The sequence below is a fragment of the Mycolicibacterium sichuanense genome, from assembly GCF_033741125.1.
In the GTDB taxonomy this organism is placed as follows: Bacteria; Actinomycetota; Actinomycetes; order Mycobacteriales; family Mycobacteriaceae; genus Mycobacterium.
In genome coordinates this window covers 303,095-325,588 of record NZ_JAWQPU010000001.1, presented here as the reverse complement: position 1 = coordinate 325,588, position 22,494 = coordinate 303,095, and the positions used below count along the sequence as shown (strand labels likewise).

Below are 22,494 nucleotides of genomic sequence, written 5' to 3'. Positions count from 1 at the left end.
TGTGCCCGCGCCAAGGCTAGCAGCCGAACTGGAACGTGTTCTAGAAAGCTGGCGTCAGAGCTCGGAGATGATCTGCTGCCGCTTGGTGGCGTACTCGGCGTCGGTGATCGTGCCCATGGCTCGCAGGGTCTCCAGCTCCTGCAGGCGCTGCGCGGTGGACGGCTCGGACGCCGGCGGTGGCACGTAGGCCGCCACCGGATCGGCCGGCGCGGCCGACATGTGCGCCGCGGGAGGAACCTGCTGCGCGGCGGCGCGGCGCACCACGTTCATCACCTGCTGGCGCACCACGGGGTTGGACCGGATGTCGATGGTCCCGTTCATCGGCACGCCGTTGGCCTTGAGGATCTGCATGATCTCCATCAACGGCCCCGCCTGACCAGACAGGTCGTAGGTCCGGTTGCCATCCTCGGCGAGCGTGAACTGGGCGGGCACCATCCCACCCACCAATGCGCTTCGGTTCCAATCGATCTGGTAGTCGTTGGTCGCGGGGTCGACGAGCACGGCCAGCTTGCGGCCGGTGATCAACGGCAGCCGCGTCACCGAGGCGATCACCCGGTCCTGGACGTCGAACGGCCGAATGCCCGGCCCCTCGATGTGCAGCCCGATGGTCACCAGCGGTTGGTCGTTGATCCGCGTCCCGGTCTCACCGATGCTGGTGACCTGGGCCAGGGCCAGCACGCCGTTGGCTTCGAGCATCTTGGTCTTGGCGTCGGACTTGGCGCCGAAGTTCGCCAGCGCTATCGCGACGAGGACGTCGGCCGCGGTGACGAGCAGACCGGTCCAGAACATCCACTTCAGGATGCCCGGCTCGCCGATGGCGAAGTACACGCCGAGGAAGATGGGTCCAACCAGGCCACCACACAGCAAAACCATCAGCTGTGCCTTCACGTATCGCCCCAACATCGTCACGCTCCTCGTCAGGCGGGCCGCTTCGCACGTCAGACTAGCCCCACTGGCCGATGTCGGAGTCGGGTTCAGCGCGCTTCCGTGGCTCGCTGCGCGAAGGTCGCGGTGTCCAGCGACGATGGCTCGGGGATTTCGACGAGGATGAACGAGAAGTTGTCGTGGGCACCATTGGTTCGGGTGGTCGAGATGATCTCGGCAGCCAGCTCGTCGAGGTCGGGCTGCCGGATCGCCTCCGCGAGCTCTTCGGGGGTCATCACCCCGCTGACGCCGTCCGAGCACATGAGGTAGGTGCCGGCCTCCAGCGGGAGCGCGGTCAGGTGCGGCTGTACCGGAACCGACTGCCCCAGCGACTGAGTGATGATGTTCGTCGGTCTGCCGTTGGCGTCGAATACCGAATCATCGATCGAGATCTGGGTCAGGACGCCGTCGGTGATCGAGAAGACCGGGCTGTCACCGACGTTGAACACGACGATCGCGTCCTCGATCATGCAGATGCCGCCGATCGTCGTGCCGAGCCCCTGCAGGTCGGCGTCGACCCCGATGGCGCGCACCTGGTCGTTGGTCTCGATCAGGGTCGCCGCGATGTCCTCGTCGGTGCGCCAGTCGAGCGAGCGCTCGGCGATGTACGTCAGTGCCACCCGGCTCGCCAGGTCACCTCCGACGTGACCGCCCATGCCGTCGGCGACGGCGCACACGAAGGGGATGGTCGGCGCGAAATCCATTGAGACGAGCGAGCCCTCGCGCGTCTGGCTGAGCCACCCGGCGACGAGGATGGCGTCCTCGTTGCGCTTGCGCACCAACCCGACGTCGGTGAACGCTCGCACGTTGATCACGGACAAACCGCACCACCCTCTCCGATCGCGCTGCTCAGCACGCTCATCGTAGACGGCCGTGGACAGCCGACGTTCGGATTGCCGTCGGGGTCGTGCCGCGTCGCCGCCGACGTCCCGGCCGGTACTCGCGATGAGCACTTCGAAAACGAAAGCGACGCCCACCCTTTCGGGTGAGCGCCGCTTCGTGACTAGCTAGGTCAGATCAATTCCTACTTGATGATCTTGGTGACACGGCCGGCGCCGACGGTCTTGCCGCCTTCGCGGATCGCGAACCGCAGACCCTCGTCCATGGCGACGGGCTGGATCAGCTTGACCGAGATGTCGACGTTGTCACCGGGCATCACGATGTCGGTGCCCTCGGGCAGCGTCACGACGCCGGTCACGTCCGTCGTGCGGAAGTAGAACTGCGGACGGTAGTTCGAGAGGAACGGCTTGTGACGGCCGCCCTCTTCCTTGCTCAGGATGTAGACGGAGCCCTCGAACTCGGTGTGCGGCGTGGTGGTGCCGGGCTTCACGACGACCTGGCCGCGCTCCACCTCTTCACGCTTGACGCCACGGATCAGGAGGCCGACGTTGTCGCCCGCCTGGCCCTGGTCCAGCAGCTTGCGGAACATCTCGACGCCCGTGACGGTGGTCTTCGTGACGGTCGGCTTGATGCCGACGATCTCGACTTCCTCGTTCACATTGATCACGCCGCGCTCCACACGACCGGTCACGACGGTGCCACGACCGGTGATCGTGAACACGTCCTCGACGGGCATGAGGAAGGGCTTGTCGGTTTCGCGGACCGGGTCCGGGATCGACTCGTCGACGGCCTCCATGAGGTCCTCGACGGACTTGACCCACTGCGGGTCACCCTCGAGCGCCTTGAGAGCGGAGACCTTGACGACGGGGGCTTCCTCGTCGAACTCCTGGGCGGCCAGCAGTTCGCGGACCTCCATCTCGACGAGCTCGAGGAGTTCCTCGTCGTCGACCATGTCGGCCTTGTTCAGCGCGACCAGGATGTAGGGCACACCGACCTGACGAGCGAGCAGCACGTGCTCCTTCGTCTGCGGCATGGGGCCGTCGGTGGCGGCCACGACCAAGATCGCGCCGTCCATCTGCGCCGCACCGGTGATCATGTTCTTGATGTAGTCCGCGTGGCCGGGTGCGTCGACGTGCGCGTAGTGGCGCTTCTCCGTCTGGTACTCGACGTGCGAGATGTTGATCGTGATGCCGCGCTCACGCTCTTCGGGAGCGTTGTCGATCTGGTCGAATGCACGCGATTCGTTCAGATCGGGGTACTTGTCGTGCAGAACCTTGGTGATTGCTGCAGTCAGCGTGGTCTTGCCGTGGTCAACGTGACCGATGGTCCCGATGTTGACGTGCGGCTTCGTCCGCTCGAACTTCGCCTTCGCCACTTGTGTGTCCTCCTGGACTTCGATGCTGCTCTATGAGGCAGGGTATTGATGGTTTTCAGTTGTGCTGGCCGACTGCTCAGCCTACAGACCGTTACTGGCCCGTTGCCTTTGCGATGATTTCCTTCGACACGTTCGCCGGAACTTCGGCGTAGGAATCGAACACCATGGAGTAGTTCGCCCGGCCCTGAGTCTTCGACCGGAGGTCGCCGACGTAGCCGAACATCTCCGACAGTGGCACCTGCGCCCTGACGACGCGCGCACCGCTGCGCTCCTCCATGGCCTGAATCTGACCACGGCGGGAGTTCAGGTCGCCGATCACCTCACCCATGTAATCCTCGGGAGTGGTGACCTCGACGGCCATGACCGGCTCCAGGATGACCGGCTGTGCTTGCGCGGCAGCCTTCTTCAGCACCTGAGAACCAGCGATCTTGAACGCCATCTCCGACGAGTCGACGTCGTGGTAGGCGCCGTCGAGCAGGATCAGCTTCAGGTTCACCAGCGGATAGCCGGCGAGCACGCCGTACTGCATGGCGTCCTGGGCTCCAGCATCCACCGAGGGGATGTACTCCCTGGGGATGCGTCCACCGGTGACCTTGTTCTCGAACTCGTAGGTCGCACCATCTTCGCCGACGAACGGCTCGATGCTGACGAGGACCTTCGCGAACTGACCCGATCCACCGGTCTGCTTCTTGTGCGTGAACTCGACCTTCTCGACGGCCCGCTTGATGGTCTCCTTGTAGGCGACCTGCGGCTTGCCGACGTTGGCCTCGACCTTGAACTCGCGACGCATGCGGTCGACGAGGATGTCGAGGTGGAGCTCGCCCATGCCGCCGATGACGGTCTGGCCGGTCTCGGCATCCTGGTGGACCTTGAACGTCGGGTCTTCTTCGGCGAGCTTCTGGATGGCGATCGAGAGCTTTTCCTGGTCGCTCTTCGTCTTGGGCTCGATGGCGACCTCGATCACGGGATCGGGGAAGGTCATCGACTCCAGCACGACCTGCTGATTCGGATCCGACAGGGTGTCACCGGTGGTGGTGTCCTTCAGACCGATCACGGCGTAGATGTGGCCCGCCGACGCGCGCTCGACCGGATTCTCCTTGTTGGAGTGCATCTGGAACAGCTTGCCGAGCCGCTCCTTCTTGCCCTTGGTCGCATTGATGACCTGGCTGCCGGATTCCACGGTGCCCGAGTAGACGCGCACGTAGGTCAGCTTGCCGAAGAACGGGTGCGTGGCGACCTTGAACGCCAACGCCGAGAACGGCTCGTCGGTCGAAGGCCTGCGGACGAGGATCTCGTCCTCCTTGCCGGGGACGTGGCCACTGACCGACTCCACGTCCAGGGGCGACGGCAGGTAGTCGATGACCGCGTCGAGCATGGGCTGAACGCCCTTGTTCTTGAACGCGCTGCCGCACAGCACCGGGTAGATCTCGGAGTTGACCGTCATCTTGCGGATGGCGCCCTTGATCTCCTCGACCGTGAGCTCCTCGCCGCCGAAGTACTTCTCCAGCAGCGCCTCGTCCGACTCGGCGACGGTCTCCAGCAGCTTGGTGCGGTACTCGTCGGCGAGCTCCTGCAGGTCCGCGGGAATGTCGACGACGTCGTACTTCTCACCGAGCTTGGTCTCGCCGCTCCAGACCTTGGCCTTCATCTCGACCAGGTCGACGACGCCCTCGAAGCCACCCTCGGAACCGATGGGCAACTGGATGGGCAGCGCACGGGCGCCGAGGCGCTCCTCGATCGTGCGCACGGTGAAGTAGAAGTCGGCGCCGATCTTGTCCATCTTGTTGACGAAGCAGATGCGCGGGACGTCGTACTTGTCGGCCTGGCGCCAGACCTGCTCGGACTGCGGCTCGACGCCTTCCTTGCCGTCGAAGACGGCAACGGCGCCGTCGAGCACGCGCAGGGACCGCTCCACCTCGACGGTGAAGTCGACGTGTCCGGGGGTGTCGATGATGTTGATCTGGTTGCCGTCCCAGAAGCAGGTGGTAGCGGCCGAGGTAATGGTGATACCCCGCTCCTGCTCCTGCTCCATCCAGTCCATCGTGGCGGCGCCATCGTGAACTTCACCGATCTTGTAGCTGATACCGGTGTAGTAGAGGATGCGCTCGGTCGTCGTCGTCTTACCGGCGTCGATGTGCGCCATGATGCCGATGTTGCGGACCTTCGTGAGGTCGGTGAGCACGTCCTGTGCCACGGCTAAGTTCCCACTCTTTCGCTTGCTAGTTAGGTGTTCTGATGCGTCCTGTCGGCAGCACTGCCGACAGGTGCTAAATCACCAGCGGTAGTGTGCGAAGGCCCGGTTCGCCTCGGCCATCTTGTGGGTGTCTTCCCGTCGCTTGACGGCGGCACCCAGGCCATTGCTCGCGTCGAGCAGTTCGTTGGCCAGACGTTCGACCATCGTCTTCTCGCGACGCTGCTTGGAGAAGCTCACCAGCCAACGCAGGGCGAGGGTGGTGGAGCGCTCCGGGCGGACCTCGACGGGCACCTGGTAGGTGGCACCGCCGACGCGCCGGCTGCGGACCTCGAGCGCGGGCTTCACGTTGTCGAGGGCGCGCTTCAAGGTGACCACCGGATCGGTGCCGGTCTTGTCACGGGCCTGCTCCAGCGCACCATAGACAATGCGTTCTGCGAGGGATTTCTTCCCGTCCAGCAGAACTTTGTTGACCAGCTGGGTGACCAGCTGCGAACCGTAGACCGGGTCATTGACCAGCGGCCGCTTGGGTGCGGGGCCCTTGCGCGGCATTAGCTCTTCTCCTTCTTGGCGCCGTAGCGGCTCCGGGCCTGCTTGCGGCTCTTGACGCCCTGGGTGTCCAGCGAGCCGCGGATGATCTTGTAACGCACACCGGGGAGGTCCTTCACACGACCACCGCGCACCAGCACCATGGAGTGCTCCTGCAGGTTGTGGCCTTCACCCGGGATGTAGGCGGTGACCTCGACCGCGCTGGTCAGACGCACGCGCGCGACCTTCCGAAGTGCCGAGTTCGGCTTCTTCGGGGTGGTCGTGTAGACGCGGGTGCAGACGCCGCGGCGCTGTGGGCTGCCCTTGAGGGCCGCGGTCTTGACCTTGGCGATCTTGTCCCGGCGACCCTTGCGGACCAGCTGGTTGATGGTTGGCATGTACCGGCTTTCTGTGATGCTTCTGGTTACTACTCTGCGTTACTTCGGTCGTTCTCAAGTCTGTGTACTGCAGTTACGCCCTGCCGCGTCACCCCGCGGCCGGGTGTGTCGCACGCTCCCGCACACCGAATCTCGTCGATGCGTCGTGGACATGCGAATTGGCCCGGCGTGCAGGCTTGCTTGGCGGTATCACAACCCCAAGCGCCCTATCGGCCAGGCACGATCGACCACAATACCTGTCCGCGGGGGCTCGGGTCAAAGCGCGCCAGAGCCGCCCCTGAGCTGGGCACTCGTCGTTGCGATCAGCGCCTCTCCATGCCGGCCGCCAACCGCAACACCATGTCGGTGAACACCGCATCGGTGTCGACGGCATCCATCACGCCCGTCATCTCCAGCAGGACGAACCCGTGCAGCGCCGACCAGAACTCCAACGCCGCGAAGAACCCACTCTCCCCCTCCAGCCCGTAGGACGCCAGCACGGAGATCACCGGCTCGGCGGCCGCCCGGGTGGCTTCGGTGTACTCCGGGTCGTCTCCGCCGAGCGGCATCCTGGTGAAGGCCGAGTAGCGGCCGGGGTGGTGGTGGGCGTAGCTGCGGTAGGCGCTGGCCATGGCCACCACCGCGTCGTCGCGGGTGCGGCCCTGCCCGACGTTGTTCAGCATGCCGATGATGTCGCCGACCACGCGCATGCGCACGGTGCGGCGCAGGTCCTCAAGGCTGTCGACGTGGTTGTAGAGCGACGGGCCCTTGGTGCCCAGCTGATTGGCCAACGCGTTGATGGTCAGCGCGTCCCACCCCTCGCGATCCAGAAAGGTCAACGCGGCGTTCACGATCCCGTCGCGGCTGAGCCTGCTCGCCTTGGCCGGGCTGCGCGGTCGGCCCGCCGACTGCGCATCCGACCGAGCTGGCATGGGTGATTCCTTCGGGTCCTGGGTGTCCGGAAAGGAGGACAGCGAATGACTCTAACCCGCGACGGGTGGGCCGGGCAGGTCACTGCGTCACGCCTGAGCTGGGCAAGCTCCCCGGCGATCCGGCGAAGTGCCGCCCCGGGGACGTCCGGGCAACGTAGAGTCTGCCCAACGACGTGCGGATGCGACGTGAAGGAGACACCGTGGGCTGCAAGACGCTGGGGGCCTCGCTGATCGCGGGGGCCATCGTCGTTTCGGGCTCGCTGTTCGTGGGAGTTCCGGCCGCACAGGCGAAGAACGGTGACACCCACATCACCGGTCAGGGCATCAACCAGACGCTGGACTGCAACGACTCGGCCCTCATCGTGGTCGGCACCGGCAACAACATCACCGCGGTCGGCACCTGCTGGGGCGTCTCGGTGCAGGGGTCGTCGAACATCGTCGTCGTGGACGACGTCGTCAACGACATCACCGTCTACGGCTTCGACCAGACCGTGCTCTATCACAATGGCGAGCCGGCGGTGCTGGACCGCGGCCGTGAGCTGGGGATGACCAACCGCATCGATCGGGTGCCAGCCTAGGCATGTTCGCGGACTTCCCCAGGCTCCTCGTCCCGCTCGCCATCGCCGCCGCGCTCGGCCTCACCGGTTGCGGTGCCGGCTCCGAGTCGCCGTCCATGACGGCGGGCACGTCCGGGGTGCAGGTCGAGATCGCCAACACCATCAACTACGGATCGGTCGGGACGACCGCCACCATCGACTGCGCCGACGGGAAGTCGCTGACCGTGGGCGGCTCCAACAACACCCTGACCATCAAGGGCAAGTGCGCGAACGTCAACATCGGCGGGGCCGACAACAAGCTCACCTTCGAGGAGATCGACGGCGGCCTCAGCGTCGTCGGGCTCAACAACACCGTCACCTACTCGGCGGGTGACCCCAAGGTGAACGACACCGGGTCCGGCAACGCGATCCGCAAGGGCTGACCCTCACGCGCTGGCCCCGTGGCGTCCCGCTCCGTCGGCGAAACGCCGTGCCCCGGCCAGTGATTCGGCCGCCACCCGCGACATGCTGCCGAATTCGACGGCCATGGCGTCGGGCTCCGACATGCCCCACTGATTGATCGCCGAGGCGCGATCGGCGCGCAGGCATTGCTGCGGCAGCGCGGCCAACTCGGCGGCCAGCACCTCGGCCGCGGCACGGGCCTGCCCGTGGGCCACCACGCGGTTCGCCAGCCCGATCGCGAACGCCTCGGCGGCGTCGACGCTGCGACCGGTCAGGATGAGGTCCATGGCGCGGCTGTGGCCGATGAGCCGCGGCAACCGCACCGTCCCGCCGTCGATCAGGGGCACACCCCACCGGCGACAGAAGACCCCGAGGACGGCGTCCTCCTCGACCACGCGCAGATCGCACCACAGCGCCAGCTCCAGGCCGCCCGCGACGGCGTAGCCGCTGACAGCGGCGATGACGGGCTTGGAGAGCTGCATGCGCGACGGGCCCATCGGTCCCGGCCCGGTGCGGTGCACGGGGTTGGCGTCGGGGGTTCCCAACGCCTTGAGATCGGCACCGGCACAGAAGGTTCCGTTGTCACCCCAGAGCACCGCAACCGCCGCGGAGTCATCCCGGTCGAACTCCTCGAACGCGGCGAACAGGCCGGCGGCGGCAGGGCCGTTGACGGCGTTGCGCGCCTGCGGCCGATCCATGATCACCGTCGTCACGGACCCGTTGCGTTCCACCCTCACGCCACCGGGGTACTGGTCCGCTCCCCCGGTCACTGCGCTGCTGCCCTGCGGGTCGGTCATCTCGTCTCCATCACGTCGGTGTCCTCGCGTCGCGCCGCCAGTTCGGCGGCGAAGTCGTGGTAGGCCAGCCGCAGTGCGCTGCCCGGCCAGTCCGCTGGCAACAGCTCCGGCGGCAGGACCGGGTCGGCGAGCAGGTGCCGGACCATGCCCGCGGCGGCGGCGAACCGAGCCGGCACGTCGGCCGCACCGGACATCTCGTCGAGCAATTGCCGGCCGGTGTGCGCCCACTCGGGCAGATCCCACAGCGTCCTCACCAGCCCCGCCGAGTCGTCGTCGCGGGCGCGCAACACGCGCAACCGCGTGCGCAGCTCGTCGGTCAACTCCAGGTCCAGGTTCGCGGGCCGCATCCACACTCCTTCGCGCAGCTCGGCGAACCGCTTGGCGTGCAAAGCCGTTCGAAGGTGTGCTCGAGTGCGGGCGTCGATGCCGACGCTGGTGATCACCAGCGTGGTCCACGTCCCGTTCCACCGTCGCAGTTTGGGGTCCAGCGCGTCGTCCTGGCGGCGTTGCCGTGCGAGCAGGCGATCCGACAGCCGGTAGCCGTCCGCGGAGCGCACCAGGTCACCGGCGCCGACCATCCGCGTCAGAGCCACTCGCAGCGTGGGTTCCCGGATGCCGAAATCGGCGGTCAGCCTGATCAATTCGGCCGCCGATGCCCACGCAGGATGGGCACCGAGCAGCACGCTCAAAACCACCGACCGCGCAGTCAACCGGGTCAGCGACCTGGCCACGGTCACACTCCGGACGTCGCGCGGCCCGCGTCACCGAACGGCTCGTCCCGCCCGCGTACTGCCTCGCGGAACCCGTGCGCGGTCGCCTGGGCGACGAAGGCGTGCCCCTCCGGGGTGTGCCTGGCGACGCCGTCGAAGACGGTGCTGACCATCCGGCTGGTGGCGATGCCCTGCTGGTAGAGCGCGGTGTTGAGCGCCAGCTTCGCCATGATCAACTGGTTCACCGGCATCGCCGCGATGCGGGCGACGAGGCGTTCGGTGCGCTCGTCGAGGTCCCCGGGTTCGGGTGCCTCGACGGCCAGTCCCCACTCGGCGGCTTGCGCGCCGCTGATGCAATCACCGGTGAACAGCAGGCGTTTGGCGCGCTGATCGCCGAGGCGGTGCGCCCACAGCCCAGCGGCGGGCACTCCCCACACCCGCATCGGCGGGTAGCCGATCTTGGCGTCCGACGCCGCGATCACCTGGTCGGCGTGCAGGGCGATGTCGGTGCCACCGGCCACGCAGTACCCGTGGATCTTGACCACCGTTGGCTTGTCGGCGTGCATCAGGCTGGCGAACCCGCGAACGAACCGGCTCATCATCTGGTAGTCGATCATCGGGTCCCACGGCTGATCGGGCCGATGGTTGATCGCCTGGGTCTTGCCGTCCAGCACGGTGTCCTTGTACGACCCGGTGCCGCCCGCCGAGGAGGTGCGGTCGGCGTAGGCCGACAGGTCGAAGCCCGCGCAGAAACCCGCACCGCGGCCGGACACCAGGATGACGTGGACGTTCGGGTCGAGGTCGGCCCGCTCCACCAACGCGGACAGTTCGAGCGGGGTGTCGGCGACGATCGCGTTGCCCTTCTCGGGGCGGTTGAACGTGATTCGGGCGACGCGGTCGGTCACCTCGTAGGTCATGGTCTTCAAGTTCTCGAAGTCCACCGTCCTGATCGCGTGGGTCATCCCTTGACCAGCGCACGCTCGATGATCGGCCCCAGATCCAGACCCGTCGGCAGCGTGCCGAACGCGCCGCCCCACTGACCGCCAAGCCGGCTGGCCAGGAAGGCCTCCGCCACCGCGGGGTGGCCGAACCGCACCAGCAGCGACCCCTGTAGGGCCAGCGAAATGTCCTCGGCGACCTTGCGAGCGCGGTACTGAATCGTCTCCACGTCGCCGAGCTCGCCGCGCAGGGTGCTCACGTGCGCATCCAAGCGCGGGTCGTGTCCGGACGTCCTGGACAGTTCGTCGAACAGCACGTCGATGCATTCCGGCCGAGTCGCCATGGCGCGCAATGTGTCCAGGGCACTGACGTTGCCCGAGCCCTCCCAGATGCCCATCAGCGGAGCTTCCCGGTACAGCCGGGGCATGCCCGATTCCTCGACGTAGCCGTTGCCGCCAAGGCACTCCATCGCCTCGGCCGCGTGCGGCGTCGCACGCTTGCACACCCAGTACTTGCCGGCGGCCAGACCGATGCGTCGCAGCAGCGTCTCCCGTTCGTCACCGCGGACCGCGGCATCGGTGGCCCCGGCCATCCGCATCGCCAGCATCGTCGCGGCCTCGGCCTCCACGGCGAGGTCGGCCAGCACGTTGCGCATCAGCGGCTGGTCGATCAGGTACGCGCCGAACGCCTTTCGGTGCTGTGCATGGTGGATGGCCCGCGTCAGACCGGTGCGCATGCTGGTCGCGCTGCCCAGCGTGCAGTCCAACCGGGTGAGGTTGACCATCTCGATGATCGTGGGGACCCCGCGGCCCTCCTCGCCGACCAGCCACGCCGTGGCCCCGTGGTACTCGACCTCGCTCGAGGCGTTGGCGTGGTTGCCGAGCTTGTCCTTGAGCCGCTGCAGGAACATCCGGTTGCGAGTGCCGTCGGGCAGTACCCGCGGCAGGAAGAAACAGCTCAGCCCGTTGGGCGCCTGGGCCAGCACCAGGAACACGTCCGACATTGGCGCCGACGTGAACCACTTGTGTCCGGTGAGGCTGTACGTGCCGTCGCCGTTGGGCACCGCCTCGGTGGTCCCGGCACGGACGTCGGAGCCGCCCTGCTTCTCGGTCATCGACATCCCGGCGGTGATGCCGGCCTTGGTGGCCGGGACCTTCAACTCGGGGTCGTAGCTGCGGCTGGTCAAGAGCGGCTCGTAGACGGCCGACAGCTCCGGAGCGTGCCGCAGCGCGGGCACGACGGCGTAGGTCATCGAGATCGGGCAGACGTGCCCGGGCTCCGGCGTCCACACCGATTCCTTGGCGGCGCGCACCACGTGGGCGCCGGGACGGTCGTCGGCCCACGGCGCGGCATGCACCCCGTGGGCGATCGCCGTGCGCATCAGTTCGTGGTAGGCGGGGTCGTATTCGACCTCGTCGACGCGGTGACCGTAGCGGTCGTGGGTATGCAGCACGGGCTGGTTGCGGTCGGCCAGCTCACCCCAGCGCTGAGCTCGCGCGCTTCCGGACAGCGCGCCGAGTTCGAAGACCTCCTCGACTCCCCATTCGCCGCCCTCGCGAATCAGGGCTTCGGCGAGCACCGGCGAGGTCGCGGGGTTGTAGTCCTCCAGCGGGGGGACCTGATTGGTGACGACGTGCGTGTCGACGGAGGCGGGAAGCAGAGAACGATCGGCCATGCCCTCCACTGTTACATTTCTCCGACAACCGCACAAGAGTCGTAACAGGGTGTCGGGCGCGCGATACTCGAGGCATGAAGCCGAATTCCGTCGTCAAGGCCGCGACGATCGATCTCGATCATCAGCCGGTCCCCGCCGAACAGTCCGTGCGCAACGACCCGACCACGGCAGCCACCGCGCTGGCCGAGTTCGGCGGCCTGGAGGTCGGCGTGTGGGAGATGACGCCCGGGGTGATGAACGACGTCGAGACCGACGAGGTGTTCGTCGTGTTGTCGGGCGCGGCCACGGTGGAGTTCGCCACCGGCACCCCGACCATGCAGATCGGGCCCGGTGACGTGGTCCGCCTTGCGGCCGGCGCCGAGACGGTGTGGACGGTGACCGAGACGCTGCGGAAGGTCTATCTGACCCAGGTCTAGGAACTACACCCGAGGATCGGGGTCAGAGGTTCTCGCGCAGGAAGGCGATGTCGTCCTTGCGGCCGTCGTCGGAGGTCTCGCAGATGACGGGCGCGCCAGCGGCCTTGACGACCGCGACCAGCAGTTGCGGGTCGATCTGGCCGGTGCCGAAGTTGGCGTGCCGGTCCGCGCCCGAGCCCGCCGCGTCGCGTGAGTCGTTGCAGTGCACGAGGTCGATGCCGCCGGTGATCGACGTGATGCGCTCGACGGCGTCGATCAACGCCTCCCCGGCGGCCCAAGCGTGGCAGGTGTCCAGGCAGAAGCCAATGCCCTTGTCGCCGATGCGATCCCACAGCCGGGCGATGGTGTCGAAGTGCCGCGCCATGGCGTGGTCCCCGCCCGCCGTGTTCTCCAGGTAGACCGGGACGTCGCTGTTCAGGTAGTCCAGCGCCTTGGCCCAGCGGTCGAAGCCGGCCTCCATGTCGTCGTCGTCCGCGTGGCCGCCGTGCACGATGACGGCCGTCGCGCCGACGTCCGCCGCGGCGTCGCACGTGTCCTGCAGGATCTTGCGGGACGGGATGCGGACCCGGTTGTTCGCCGAGGCGACGTTGATCAGGTACGGCGCATGCACGTAGATCGGCACGGTCGAGGCCCGCAGGACCTCGGCGTCCTCCCGCGGCTTGGGCTTCTTCCAGCTCTGCGGGTTGCCGAGGAAGAACTGCACCACCTCGGCCCCCTCGGCCGCGGCGGCCGTCAGGGGATCGTCGTCGTGGACGTGAGAACCGATGAGCACGCCGCCAGTCTAGTGACGGCCCCGACACGTCAGCCCAAGCGCTCGTCCGCCCGCGCGGGGCCGACGTGCACGGGCCGGCTCGGGTCGGGCACCCCCAGCAGCGTGCCCTGGTGCTCGACGGCCGTCGCACCGAATCGCAGGGCACTAGCCAGCCCGTCGGCGCCTCCGCCCGGTGCGGCGAGGAAGCCGGCGAGGAAGGCGTCACCGGCGCCGACGGTGTTGACCACGCGCTGTGCCGGCGCCGTTCCGTGCAGCGGTTCGGAGAGCTCGGCGTCGACCAGGACGGCGCCGTCGCCCCCGAGGCTCACCAGCACGGTGCGGACCCCGCGGGCCAGCAGCGCGTCCGCCGCCGCGATCACGTCCCCGATCGTGACGAGCGTCGTCCCGACCACCTCCGCCAGTTCGTCGGCGTTGGGTTTGATCAGCTGCGGCAGCGAAACCCCGGCATTGCTCAGCACCGCGCGCAGTGCGGCGCCAGAGGCGTCGACCGCGACCCGGTGTCCCGCGGACCGGGCGTCGGCCACTGCCGCGGCCAGGCGATCCGGCGCGAAGCCGGCAGGCAGGCTGCCCGCCCAGAGCGTCCAGCCGCCGGCTTCACCCGCATCGAGCGCCGCCGCGCACAAGGCGTCCACTTCGGCAGCCGACAGCTCCGGGCCCGGCTCGTTGACCTTGGTGCTCCGGCCGTCCGCCTCGACGAGCGAGATGTTGCTGCGTATCTGCCCGCCGATGGGAACCGCTACCGTGCGGAGCCCCAAATCCGCCAGCCTGCCCAGCAATTCGTCACCGGTGGCGCCGCCGATGGGTAGCACGGCACGGGCCTCGATTCCGGCACCGGCCAATGCCAGGGCCACGTTGACGCCCTTGCCACTGGGTTCGGTCATGGTCGCGATGGCCCGGTTGACCGCGCCTGGAGCCAGGCGCGGCAGGTGCAGCGTGCGGTCCAAGCTGGGGTTGGGCGTGACGGTAACGATCATCGGTCGGCCACCTCGACGCTGATGCCCTCGGCCCGTAGCAGGGCGCGATGTTCCTCGGTCGCGTCGGCGTCGGTGATCAACACGTCGACGTCGGCCAGGGTGGCGTGGCGCGCCAGGCTGGCGCGGTCGAACTTGCTGGAGTCGACCAGGAAGACGCGTTGGCGCGCGGCGGCCAGCATCTGCTTCTTGACGGCGGCCTCGTCGGCATCCGGCGTGGTGAGCCCGCGTTGGAACGACAGTCCGTTGGTGCCGAGGAAGGCGACGTCGACGTTGACGGCGGCCAATGCCTGCGCGGTGAGCGCCCCAACGCCGGCCATCGTGACCGGACGGATCCGGCCGCCGAGCATCACCACCTCGATCCCCCTGTCGTGCAGGGCGATACCCACCGGCCAAGAGTTGGTGTAGACGACGAGACCGCCGTCGGCGGGCAGCAGCTCGGCCAATCGCAGGGTGGTGGTGCCGGCGTCCAGCAGCAGCGACCCGCCCTCGGGGACGAACCGGAGGGCGCAGCGCGCGATGGCCGACTTCTCGGCCAGGCGTTCCGGGCGATCGGCGACGTTCGGTTCGGCGCGGCTGGGTTCCCGCGGCACCGCACCACCGTGCACGCGGCGCAGCAGGCCCCGGCCCTCCAGCAGCGCGAGGTCCTTGCGCACGCTCTCGGCACTGATGCCGAACAGTGTTGCCAGACGGGCACTTTCGACCCGGCGCTCGGCGGCCAGCAGCCGGAGCACCTCGGCGTGACGCTCGTCGGCGAACCACGTCCTGAGATGCCCGGTCACGGAGCCCCCAAGTGTTCCCCGGCGCCGATCCCACCGCAGGCCCGCGCCGCGAGGGTGGCCGCTCCGAGGGCGCCGGCCTCCTCGACCGACGAGACGTCCAGGGGTCCGAACCGAAGGGCCTTGGCGCGCATCACCTCTGCGCTGTGGCGCCAGCCGCCGGTGACCACCACCCGGGTCGCGGGCCCGACGACTTCGTCCATTGCACGATGCAGCGCCAGCGCCTCGTCGGCCGCGGTGGCCACCACCGTTCGCCACTCGGCGCCGGGGCCGGCGTCCGGCTCGCGCTCCGCGGCGGCGTCGAGTTCGGCCAGGTCGGCGCCGAGGCGTTCCAGCGCACGCAACTGGGCCAACCCGCCCTCGGTGCCGCCGAGCAGGCTCCAGCGACCCGGTTCGATGCTCGGATCGGTCGTGATGCCCGCGGCAGCCAGGCGCGCGACGGCCGACCGTTGCGGCGCCGGTGCGATCGTGCGCACCAGGGCCTCGGCCGTACCCGACGAATCCAGTTCGTAGCCTTGGCCGGTCGCGCGCGCACCGAGCGCCGAGGCCTGGTGGTCGTGGCCGGCCAGCGTCAGCACCGCGCCGCGGAGGTGGGGGTCGACGGCGTCGGAGGTGATCGCGCCGACGGGGATGCCCGCTGCGACGAGCGGAGGCATGAGCGCGCGGTCGGCGCCCGACCACGCCAGCGCCTCGTCCCACCAATCCGCCGCGGCGACGTCGAGCCAGCCCGTCCGGCCGGCGAGCGACAGCTCGATGACGGCGTCACCGCCCAGCCTGCGGACGACCCAGCCGCCGACGTCGAAGCGCGTGGTCGCCCTGCGGCTGACGGGCACGTGCCGACGCAGCCAGCGGTGCTTGGTCAGCGAGAACTGGCCCCGCAGCGGCTTTCCCGCGATGCCGCCGAACACCTCGGCGCCGATGGTGGCGGCAAGGTCGGCGACCTCGTCGTCGTCGCGGTCGTCGTGCCAGGCGATGACGGGGGTCAGCGGGCGCTGCCGGTCGTCGACCAGGATGCCGCTCTCCCCCATGCTGGTGATGCCGACCGCGTCGATCGGCACCGCGGCCGCGGCGGCCGCGGCACTGAGGGCGTCGAAGGCGCTGCGGCACAGCGCTTCCGCGTCGATCTCGGTTCCGGCCGGCCCGGTGTCCCAGGTGGTCGCGGCCCGGCCGGAGCCAAGCACCACACCGTCGTCGCCGTACACCACGGCCTTGCTCGACGTGGTGCCCACGTCGAGGCCGGCGAATGCCGCCATTGCGCTCCCGCCCATTGCCTTGATTGGGTTTTCCTGGATATGGTTGCGTCCTGTTGGATTTTCGTCAACCCCGTCAGGAGCATCATGCCGCTGGTCACCACGGCCGAACTCGTCTCGGCGGCTGCCGCCGGTGCGCGCGGGGTGGCCGCGTTCAACGTGGTGACCCTCGAGCATGCCGAGGGCATCACGGCTGGCGCCGAGCGGGTCGGAGCACCGGTCATCCTGCAGGTCAGCGAGAACACCGTCGCTTTCCACGGCGCACTGCACCCGGTGACGGCCGCCCTGGTCGCCATGGCCGGTGCTTCCGCGGTCCCGATGGCGCTGCACCTCGACCACGTCGAGGCCGCCGACCTCTGGGCGCTGGCCGCCGGCGCCGGATACTCGTCGGTGATGGTCGACGGCGGCGCGCTGCCGTACGAGCGCAACGTCGCAGTCACCGCGGAGGCGACGGCAGCCCTGCACGCCAAGGGCCTCGCGGTGGAGGCCGAGCTCGGCTACGTGGGCGGCAAGGATGGCCAGGTGTCGAGCGCGCACTCTCCCGACGTGCGCACCGATCCCCGGCAGGCGGCCGAATTCGTCGATGCCACGGAGGTCGACGCGCTGGCCGTCGCCGTCGGCAGCTCGCACGCGATGACCACCAGGACCGCCGAACTCGACCTCGAGCTCATCGCCGCGCTGCGCGACGCGGTGCCCGTGCCGCTGGTGCTGCACGGTTCCTCGGGAGTCCCGGACGACGCGCTGCGGGCCGCGGTGCGCGCGGGCATCGCCAAGGTGAACATCGGCACCGCGCTGAACGTCGCCTACACCGGTGCCGTGCGCGCCGCCCTGGCCGACGAGGACGCCGCCGACCCGCGCCGGGCGTTGCGCGCGGCGCGCGCCGCGATCGCCGACACCGTCGCGCACCTGCTCGACGTCATCGGCGGCTGACCCCGCCCACCCCCACCCCGCGAGCAGTCGCAAAGTGCCCTCGAACGTGCCTTTTCAGGGCCGTTTGTGTCTGCTCGGCACGGTCACGGGTTAGCCAAGTGACTGGAGAGGCGTTCCACGAGTGCCCATGGTCGACCACGGACATCGTCGACGACGATCGGCACCACGCTGAAGCCGCACTCCTGCAGTCGGGCCATCTTGATCCGATCGTGCTTGAGCGCGGCAGGCGTCGCATGCCATTGCATGCTGTCGTACTCGGCGACGAGCCTTGCCTCGGGCCAGGCGAAGTCGGCCCGCCACAGGTCACCGCATCGGTCGACGATCTCATACTGCAGCTCGGGTGGCGGCAGCCCTCCGTCGATGAATACCAGGCGCGCCTCGCTCTCCATCGGCGACTCGGCACGACCGTCCGCGTGCTCCACGAGTTCTCGCACACGGACGATTCCCCGTCGGCCCTTCTGCTCGCACACGGCGTCGCGAAGATCGTCGACGGTGCAGGCCCCCACGTGCAAGGACGCATCGAGAACCGCCAGCGCCCGCGGCCGACGCAGCGTCCGCGCCACCTCCACCGCCGTCCAGGCTGGCGCGGTGGCAAGGCGATCCCCGATCTGCACTAGCGGAGCGCCCACGCGCTGGTGCACCACTACGTCGGTCGTGGGCCGCATCCGGATGGCGGGATCCAACACGTGTACGCGCGGATCAGCTTCGACGTCGAAATCATGGAGCTTCGCGGCGGTGTCCATACAAGCGACCATCCGCTGCCCCGTCATCAGGTCGAGGGCCGCCAACCGACCCGTCACATCGGGCTGTGACAGGGCGTACACGCCATGGCATACCCGCACGATGTCCCCGAGACGGACGTGCGTCCTGACCATTCTGTGCGACATCACGGCCTGCAACTGGGCCGCCGTCGCCAATCCACCCGCTGCGTTGATCAGATCCTGTATGTACACACCCACAGGCTGTGCCGGGCCCGCGCGTCGCACCAGACGGCGTCAACGATCTGTGGATCAACCCACGATTGTGCACTGCCGAACAGACGGAAATGGCCCCCAATCGCGCTGATTGGGGGCCATTTACGTCTGCTCGCGCAGAAGTGATTACTAGCGGTAGTCGCTGAATCCGTAATCGTCCAGCGGCACGGCCGCACCGGAGCCCTGACCGAAGTCCGGGCTGTAGTACTGATCCTCGTAGGACGGGATCGTGTACGCCGCGGCCCGAGCTTCCTCGGTCGGCTGCACCGTGATGTTGCGGTAGCGGCTGATACCCGTACCGGCCGGGATCAGCTTGCCGATGATCACGTTCTCCTTCAGACCGTTGAGCCTGTCGCTGCGGCAGTTGATCGCCGCATCGGTCAGGACTCGCGTGGTCTCCTGGAACGACGCCGCCGACAGCCACGAATCCGTGGCCAGCGATGCCTTCGTGATACCCATCAGCACCGGACGACCGGCCGCGGGCTCGCCACCCTCGGCGACGACCCGACGGTTCTCGGCCTCGAACTCCGCACGCTCGGTCAGCGAACCGGGCAGGAACTCCGTCGAACCCGAATCGATGATCGTCACGCGACGCAGCATCTGCCGCACGATGACCTCGATGTGCTTGTCGTGGATCGACACACCCTGAGCGCGGTAGACCTCCTGGACCTCCTTGACGAGGTGGATCTGCACCTCGCGGGGACCCTGGACGCGCAGCACCTCGTGCGGGTTGGCCGAGCCCTCCATCAGCTGCTGACCGACCACGACGTGATCGCCGTCGGTGAGCAGACGCTCCGAGCCGTCCTCGTGCTTGAACACCTTCAGGCGCTGACGACGGGTGAGCTTGTCGTAGACGACTTCCTCGCCACCGTCATCCGGGACGATCGTCATCTTGTAGAACTTCTCGCCCACCTCGATGTTCACCCGACCCGTGACGTCCGCGATCGGAGCGGTGTTACGCGGCACGCGGGCCTCGAACAGCTCCTGCACGCGAGGAAGACCACCGGTGATGTCCTCACCGACGCCGCCCTCCTGCTTGAACGTACGCATCGTCAGCTGCGTGCCGGGCTCACCGATGGACTGCGCGGCGACGATGCCGACCGCCTCACCGATGTCGACCAGCTTGCCGGTGGCCATCGAACGGCCGTAGCACGTCGCGCACACGCCGGTGCCCGTGGTGCAGGTCAGCACCGAGCGGACCTTCACCTCGGTGATGCCCGCGGCGAGCAGTGCGTCGATCGCCGGGTCGCCCAGGTCATGCCCACGCGCCACGACGACGTTGCCGTTGGCGTCGACGGCGTCCACGGCCAGCGTCCGCGCGTACGTCGAGGTCTCGACGTGCGCGTCGCGGGTCAGGGTGCCGTCGGCCTCGACCGACGCGATCGTGGTCATGATGCCGCGCTCGGTCTGGCAATCGTGCTCGCGCACGATGACGTCCTGGCTCACGTCGACCAGACGACGGGTCAGGTAACCCGAGTCAGCGGTACGAAGTGCGGTGTCGGCCAGACCCTTTCGGGCGCTGTGCGTGTTGATGAAGTACTCCAACACGGTCAGGCCCTCACGGAAGGACGACTTGATCGGGCGCGGGATGAACTCACCCTTCGGGTTCGTCACCAGGCCCTTCATGCCGGCCAGCGTTCGCGTCTGGTTGAAGGTACCGGTGGCGCCGGAGTCGATCAGCGTGATGATCGAGTTCGTCGACGGGTAGTGATCCCGCAGCGCGTTACCGACCTCTTCGGTGGCTTCCTTCCAGATCTTGACCAGGGCATCGGTGCGCTCGACCTTCTCGAGCAGACCACGCTGGTACTTGCGCTCGATGGCGTCGGCCTGCTGCTCGTAGCCGTCGAGGATCTGAGCCTTGTTCGGCGGCACCAGCACGTCGGCCATGGACACCGTGACACCCGAGCGGGTGGCCCAGTGGAAGCCGGCGTCCTTGAGCTTGTCGACGGTCTGCGCCACCACGATCATCGGGTAGCGCTCGGCGAGATCGTTGATGATCGACGCCTGGACCTTCTTGTGCATCTGCTTGTTGACGAACGGGTAGCCCCGCGGCAGCAACTCGTTGAAGAGCACGCGGCCCAGGGTGGTCTCCGCCAACCAGGCGTCGCCCATCTTCCAGCCGTCCGGGAACTGTGCGGCCTCGACGTCGGCGGGCGGACGCAGATGCGTCAGCCGAACCTTGATCTTGGCCCGCACCGACAGCGTCTCCCGATCCAGGGCCATGATGGCCTCGGCGGGCGAGCTGAAGACACCGGACTCCGGCTGATCGGTGGAGGCAGGGGTGTATTCGCCCCTGTCACCCTCGATCTCGGTGGTCAGGAAGAACAGACCGGTCACCATGTCCAGACGCGGCATGGCCAGCGGGCGGCCCGACGCGGGAGACAGGATGTTGTTCGACGACAGCATCAGGATGCGGGCCTCGGCCTGCGCCTCGGCGGACAGCGGCAGGTGGACTGCCATCTGGTCACCGTCGAAGTCGGCGTTGAAGGCCTCACAGACCAGCGGGTGCAGCTGAATTGCCTTGCCTTCCACCAGCTGCGGCTCGAAGGCCTGGATGCCCAGGCGGTGCAGCGTTGGTGCGCGGTTCAGCAGCACTGGGTGCTCGGAGATGACCTCTTCGAGGACGTCCCACACCTGGGGGCGCTGACGTTCCACCATCCGCTTGGCGCTCTTGATGTTCTGCGCGTGGTTCAGGTCGACCAGACGCTTCATCACGAACGGCTTGAACAGCTCGAGTGCCATCAGCTTGGGCAGACCGCACTGGTGCAGCTTGAGCTGCGGGCCGACGACGATGACCGAACGGCCCGAGTAGTCGACGCGCTTGCCGAGCAGGTTCTGACGGAACCGGCCCTGCTTGCCCTTGAGCAGATCGCTCAGCGACTTCAGCGGACGGTTGCCCGGCCCGGTGACGGGGCGGCCACGACGACCGTTGTCGAACAGCGCGTCAACGGACTCCTGGAGCATGCGCTTCTCGTTGTTGACGATGATCTCGGGCGCACCGAGGTCGATCAGTCGCTTCAACCGGTTGTTGCGGTTGATGACGCGGCGGTACAGATCGTTCAGGTCGGAGGTGGCGAAGCGGCCACCGTCGAGCTGGACCATCGGGCGCAGCTCCGGCGGGATCACCGGAACGGCGTCGAGCACCATGCCCATGGGCGAGTTGCGGTTCATCTGGAATGCCGCGACGACCTTCAGACGCTTGAGGGCGCGAAGCTTCTTCTGGCCCTTGCCGTTCTTGATGGTGTCGCGCAGGCTCTCGGCCTCGGCGTCGATGTCGAAGTTCTCGATGAGCTTCTTGATCGACTCCGCACCCATGGCGCCCTGGAAGTACTCGCCGTAGCGGTCGATGAGCTCGCGGTAGAGCAGCTCATCGACGATCAGCTGCTTGGGAGCCAGCTTGGTGAACGTCGTCCAGACCTCGTCGAGGCGGTCCAGCTCGCGCTGGGCCCGGTCGCGGAGCTGACGCATCTCACGCTCGCCGCCGTCGCGCACCTTGCGGCGCACGTCGGACTTTGCGCCATCGCGCTCCAACTCGGCGAGATCGGCTTCCAGCTTCTGCGAGCGCTCGGCCAGATCGACGTCGCGCTGGTCCTCGACCGCCTTCTTCTCGACGACCATCTCGGCCTCGAGCGTCGACAGGTCGTTGTGACGCTGCTCGGTGTCGACCGAGGTGATCACGTACGCCGCGAAGTAGATGATCTTCTCGAGATCCTTCGGGGCGAGGTCCAGCAGGTAGCCGAGACGGCTCGGCACACCCTTGAAGTACCAGATGTGCGTGACGGGCGCGGCCAGTTCGATGTGGCCCATCCGCTCACGACGCACCTTGGCGCGAGTCACCTCGACGCCGCAGCGCTCACAGACGATGCCCTTGAAGCGCACGCGCTTGTACTTGCCGCAGTAGCACTCCCAGTCGCGAGTCGGTCCGAAGATCTTCTCGCAGAACAGGCCGTCCTTCTCGGGCTTGAGCGTGCGGTAGTTGATGGTCTCCGGCTTCTTGACTTCGCCGTAGGACCAGTTGCGGATGTCGTCCGCAGTGGCAAGGCCAATGCGGAGTTCATCGAAGAAGTTGACGTCGAGCACGTAACTCCCTTTCCCCTTGCGGGACTAGATGACTAT

21 protein-coding genes are annotated in these 22,494 nt (G+C 67.8%); 4 read left to right on the top strand and 17 right to left on the bottom strand.

All coding sequences use genetic code 11. The features are described from left to right. Positions 1 to 54 precede the first annotated feature (54 nt). The 7 genes from SBI80_RS01505 to SBI80_RS01475 all read right to left on the bottom strand — a co-directional run bounded on the left by SBI80_RS01505 (position 55) and on the right by SBI80_RS01475 (position 7,167). The gene (locus tag SBI80_RS01505) at positions 55 to 903 is read right to left on the bottom strand and encodes an SHOCT domain-containing protein (RefSeq protein ID WP_318972635.1); all 849 of its coding nucleotides are present in this window, start codon (positions 901 to 903) and stop codon (positions 55 to 57) included. A gap of 71 nt (positions 904 to 974) precedes the next feature. After that, the gene (locus SBI80_RS01500) at positions 975 to 1,739 is read right to left on the bottom strand and encodes a PP2C family protein-serine/threonine phosphatase (RefSeq protein ID WP_318972633.1); all 765 of its coding nucleotides are present in this window, start codon (positions 1,737 to 1,739) and stop codon (positions 975 to 977) included. Between the two features lie 209 nt (positions 1,740 to 1,948). Continuing rightward, positions 1,949 to 3,139, bottom strand: a complete 1,191-nt coding sequence (gene tuf / locus SBI80_RS01495; RefSeq protein WP_318972631.1) for an elongation factor Tu — start codon at positions 3,137 to 3,139, stop codon at positions 1,949 to 1,951. A gap of 91 nt (positions 3,140 to 3,230) precedes the next feature. Continuing rightward, complete coding sequence (gene fusA, locus SBI80_RS01490; RefSeq protein ID WP_318973634.1) at positions 3,231 to 5,282, bottom strand: elongation factor G; 2,052 nt, start codon at positions 5,280 to 5,282, stop codon at positions 3,231 to 3,233. A 129-nt stretch (positions 5,283 to 5,411) separates the two neighbouring features. Continuing rightward, positions 5,412 to 5,882 (bottom strand): 30S ribosomal protein S7, encoded by a 471-nt coding sequence (gene rpsG / locus SBI80_RS01485; protein ID WP_056557334.1) that lies wholly within the window; start codon positions 5,880 to 5,882, stop codon positions 5,412 to 5,414. Then, positions 5,882 to 6,256 (bottom strand): 30S ribosomal protein S12, encoded by a 375-nt coding sequence (gene rpsL, locus SBI80_RS01480; protein ID WP_163733607.1) that lies wholly within the window; start codon positions 6,254 to 6,256, stop codon positions 5,882 to 5,884. The genes rpsG and rpsL overlap by 1 nt, the downstream gene beginning before the upstream one ends. A 302-nt stretch (positions 6,257 to 6,558) precedes the next feature. Then, positions 6,559 to 7,167, bottom strand: coding sequence for a TetR/AcrR family transcriptional regulator (locus SBI80_RS01475; RefSeq protein ID WP_318972620.1), 609 nt, complete (start codon positions 7,165 to 7,167; stop codon positions 6,559 to 6,561). A gap of 215 nt (positions 7,168 to 7,382) precedes the next feature. On the opposite strand from SBI80_RS01475, the gene SBI80_RS01470 reads away from it, so the two are divergent. Continuing rightward, complete coding sequence (locus tag SBI80_RS01470; RefSeq protein WP_413232649.1) at positions 7,383 to 7,745, top strand: DUF3060 domain-containing protein; 363 nt, start codon at positions 7,383 to 7,385, stop codon at positions 7,743 to 7,745. Positions 7,746 to 7,747: 2 nt separating this feature from the next. Continuing rightward, positions 7,748 to 8,146, top strand: a complete 399-nt coding sequence (locus SBI80_RS01465; RefSeq protein WP_318972616.1) for a DUF3060 domain-containing protein — start codon at positions 7,748 to 7,750, stop codon at positions 8,144 to 8,146. Between the two features lie 3 nt (positions 8,147 to 8,149). On the opposite strand, the gene SBI80_RS01460 is transcribed toward SBI80_RS01465, so the two are convergent. Genes SBI80_RS01460 through SBI80_RS01445 form a run of 4 tightly spaced genes read right to left on the bottom strand, consistent with a single transcriptional unit; the run spans position 8,150 to position 12,286 of the window. After that, positions 8,150 to 8,962 carry a crotonase/enoyl-CoA hydratase family protein gene (locus SBI80_RS01460; RefSeq protein ID WP_318972614.1) on the bottom strand — a complete coding sequence of 271 codons (813 nt, stop codon included), beginning with the start codon at positions 8,960 to 8,962 and terminating at the stop codon, positions 8,150 to 8,152. After that, entirely contained in the window at positions 8,959 to 9,693 is a 735-nt protein-coding gene (locus SBI80_RS01455) for a PaaX family transcriptional regulator C-terminal domain-containing protein (protein ID WP_318972611.1), read from the bottom strand. Before SBI80_RS01455 ends, SBI80_RS01460 begins: the two co-directional genes overlap by 4 nt. Before the next feature lie 2 nt (positions 9,694 to 9,695). Beyond that, on the bottom strand, positions 9,696 to 10,634 hold the full coding sequence (locus SBI80_RS01450) for a crotonase/enoyl-CoA hydratase family protein (protein WP_318972608.1): 939 nt from the start codon (positions 10,632 to 10,634) through the stop codon (positions 9,696 to 9,698). Beyond that, complete coding sequence (locus SBI80_RS01445) at positions 10,631 to 12,286, bottom strand: acyl-CoA dehydrogenase family protein (RefSeq protein ID WP_318972606.1); 1,656 nt, start codon at positions 12,284 to 12,286, stop codon at positions 10,631 to 10,633. The genes SBI80_RS01450 and SBI80_RS01445 overlap by 4 nt, the downstream gene beginning before the upstream one ends. 74 nt (positions 12,287 to 12,360) lie before the next feature. Between SBI80_RS01445 and SBI80_RS01440 the strand changes: the two genes are divergently transcribed. Continuing rightward, complete coding sequence (locus SBI80_RS01440) at positions 12,361 to 12,702, top strand: cupin domain-containing protein (protein WP_318972604.1); 342 nt, start codon at positions 12,361 to 12,363, stop codon at positions 12,700 to 12,702. Between the two features lie 22 nt (positions 12,703 to 12,724). On the opposite strand, the gene SBI80_RS01435 is transcribed toward SBI80_RS01440, so the two are convergent. Genes SBI80_RS01435 through SBI80_RS01420 form a run of 4 tightly spaced genes read right to left on the bottom strand, consistent with a single transcriptional unit; the run spans position 12,725 to position 16,477 of the window. Further along, positions 12,725 to 13,474 (bottom strand): deoxyribonuclease IV, encoded by a 750-nt coding sequence (locus SBI80_RS01435; RefSeq protein ID WP_318972602.1) that lies wholly within the window; start codon positions 13,472 to 13,474, stop codon positions 12,725 to 12,727. 29 nt (positions 13,475 to 13,503) lie between these two features. Continuing rightward, entirely contained in the window at positions 13,504 to 14,448 is a 945-nt protein-coding gene (locus SBI80_RS01430) for a 1-phosphofructokinase family hexose kinase (protein ID WP_318972600.1), read from the bottom strand. Continuing rightward, positions 14,445 to 15,227, bottom strand: coding sequence for a DeoR/GlpR family DNA-binding transcription regulator (locus tag SBI80_RS01425; RefSeq protein WP_318972598.1), 783 nt, complete (start codon positions 15,225 to 15,227; stop codon positions 14,445 to 14,447). The genes SBI80_RS01430 and SBI80_RS01425 overlap by 4 nt, the downstream gene beginning before the upstream one ends. Beyond that, entirely contained in the window at positions 15,224 to 16,477 is a 1,254-nt protein-coding gene (locus SBI80_RS01420; RefSeq protein ID WP_318972596.1) for an FGGY family carbohydrate kinase, read from the bottom strand. Before SBI80_RS01420 ends, SBI80_RS01425 begins: the two co-directional genes overlap by 4 nt. An 84-nt stretch (positions 16,478 to 16,561) precedes the next feature. On the opposite strand from SBI80_RS01420, the gene SBI80_RS01415 reads away from it, so the two are divergent. Next, complete coding sequence (locus SBI80_RS01415) at positions 16,562 to 17,404, top strand: class II fructose-bisphosphate aldolase (protein ID WP_318972594.1); 843 nt, start codon at positions 16,562 to 16,564, stop codon at positions 17,402 to 17,404. 83 nt (positions 17,405 to 17,487) lie between these two features. Here SBI80_RS01415 and SBI80_RS01410 read toward each other — a convergent pair whose 3' ends face one another. After that, positions 17,488 to 18,291, bottom strand: a complete 804-nt coding sequence (locus tag SBI80_RS01410; RefSeq protein WP_318973633.1) for a type IV toxin-antitoxin system AbiEi family antitoxin — start codon at positions 18,289 to 18,291, stop codon at positions 17,488 to 17,490. 216 nt (positions 18,292 to 18,507) lie between these two features. Further along, on the bottom strand, positions 18,508 to 22,458 hold the full coding sequence (locus tag SBI80_RS01405) for a DNA-directed RNA polymerase subunit beta' (protein WP_318972592.1): 3,951 nt from the start codon (positions 22,456 to 22,458) through the stop codon (positions 18,508 to 18,510). Between the last annotated feature and the right edge of the window lie 36 nt (positions 22,459 to 22,494).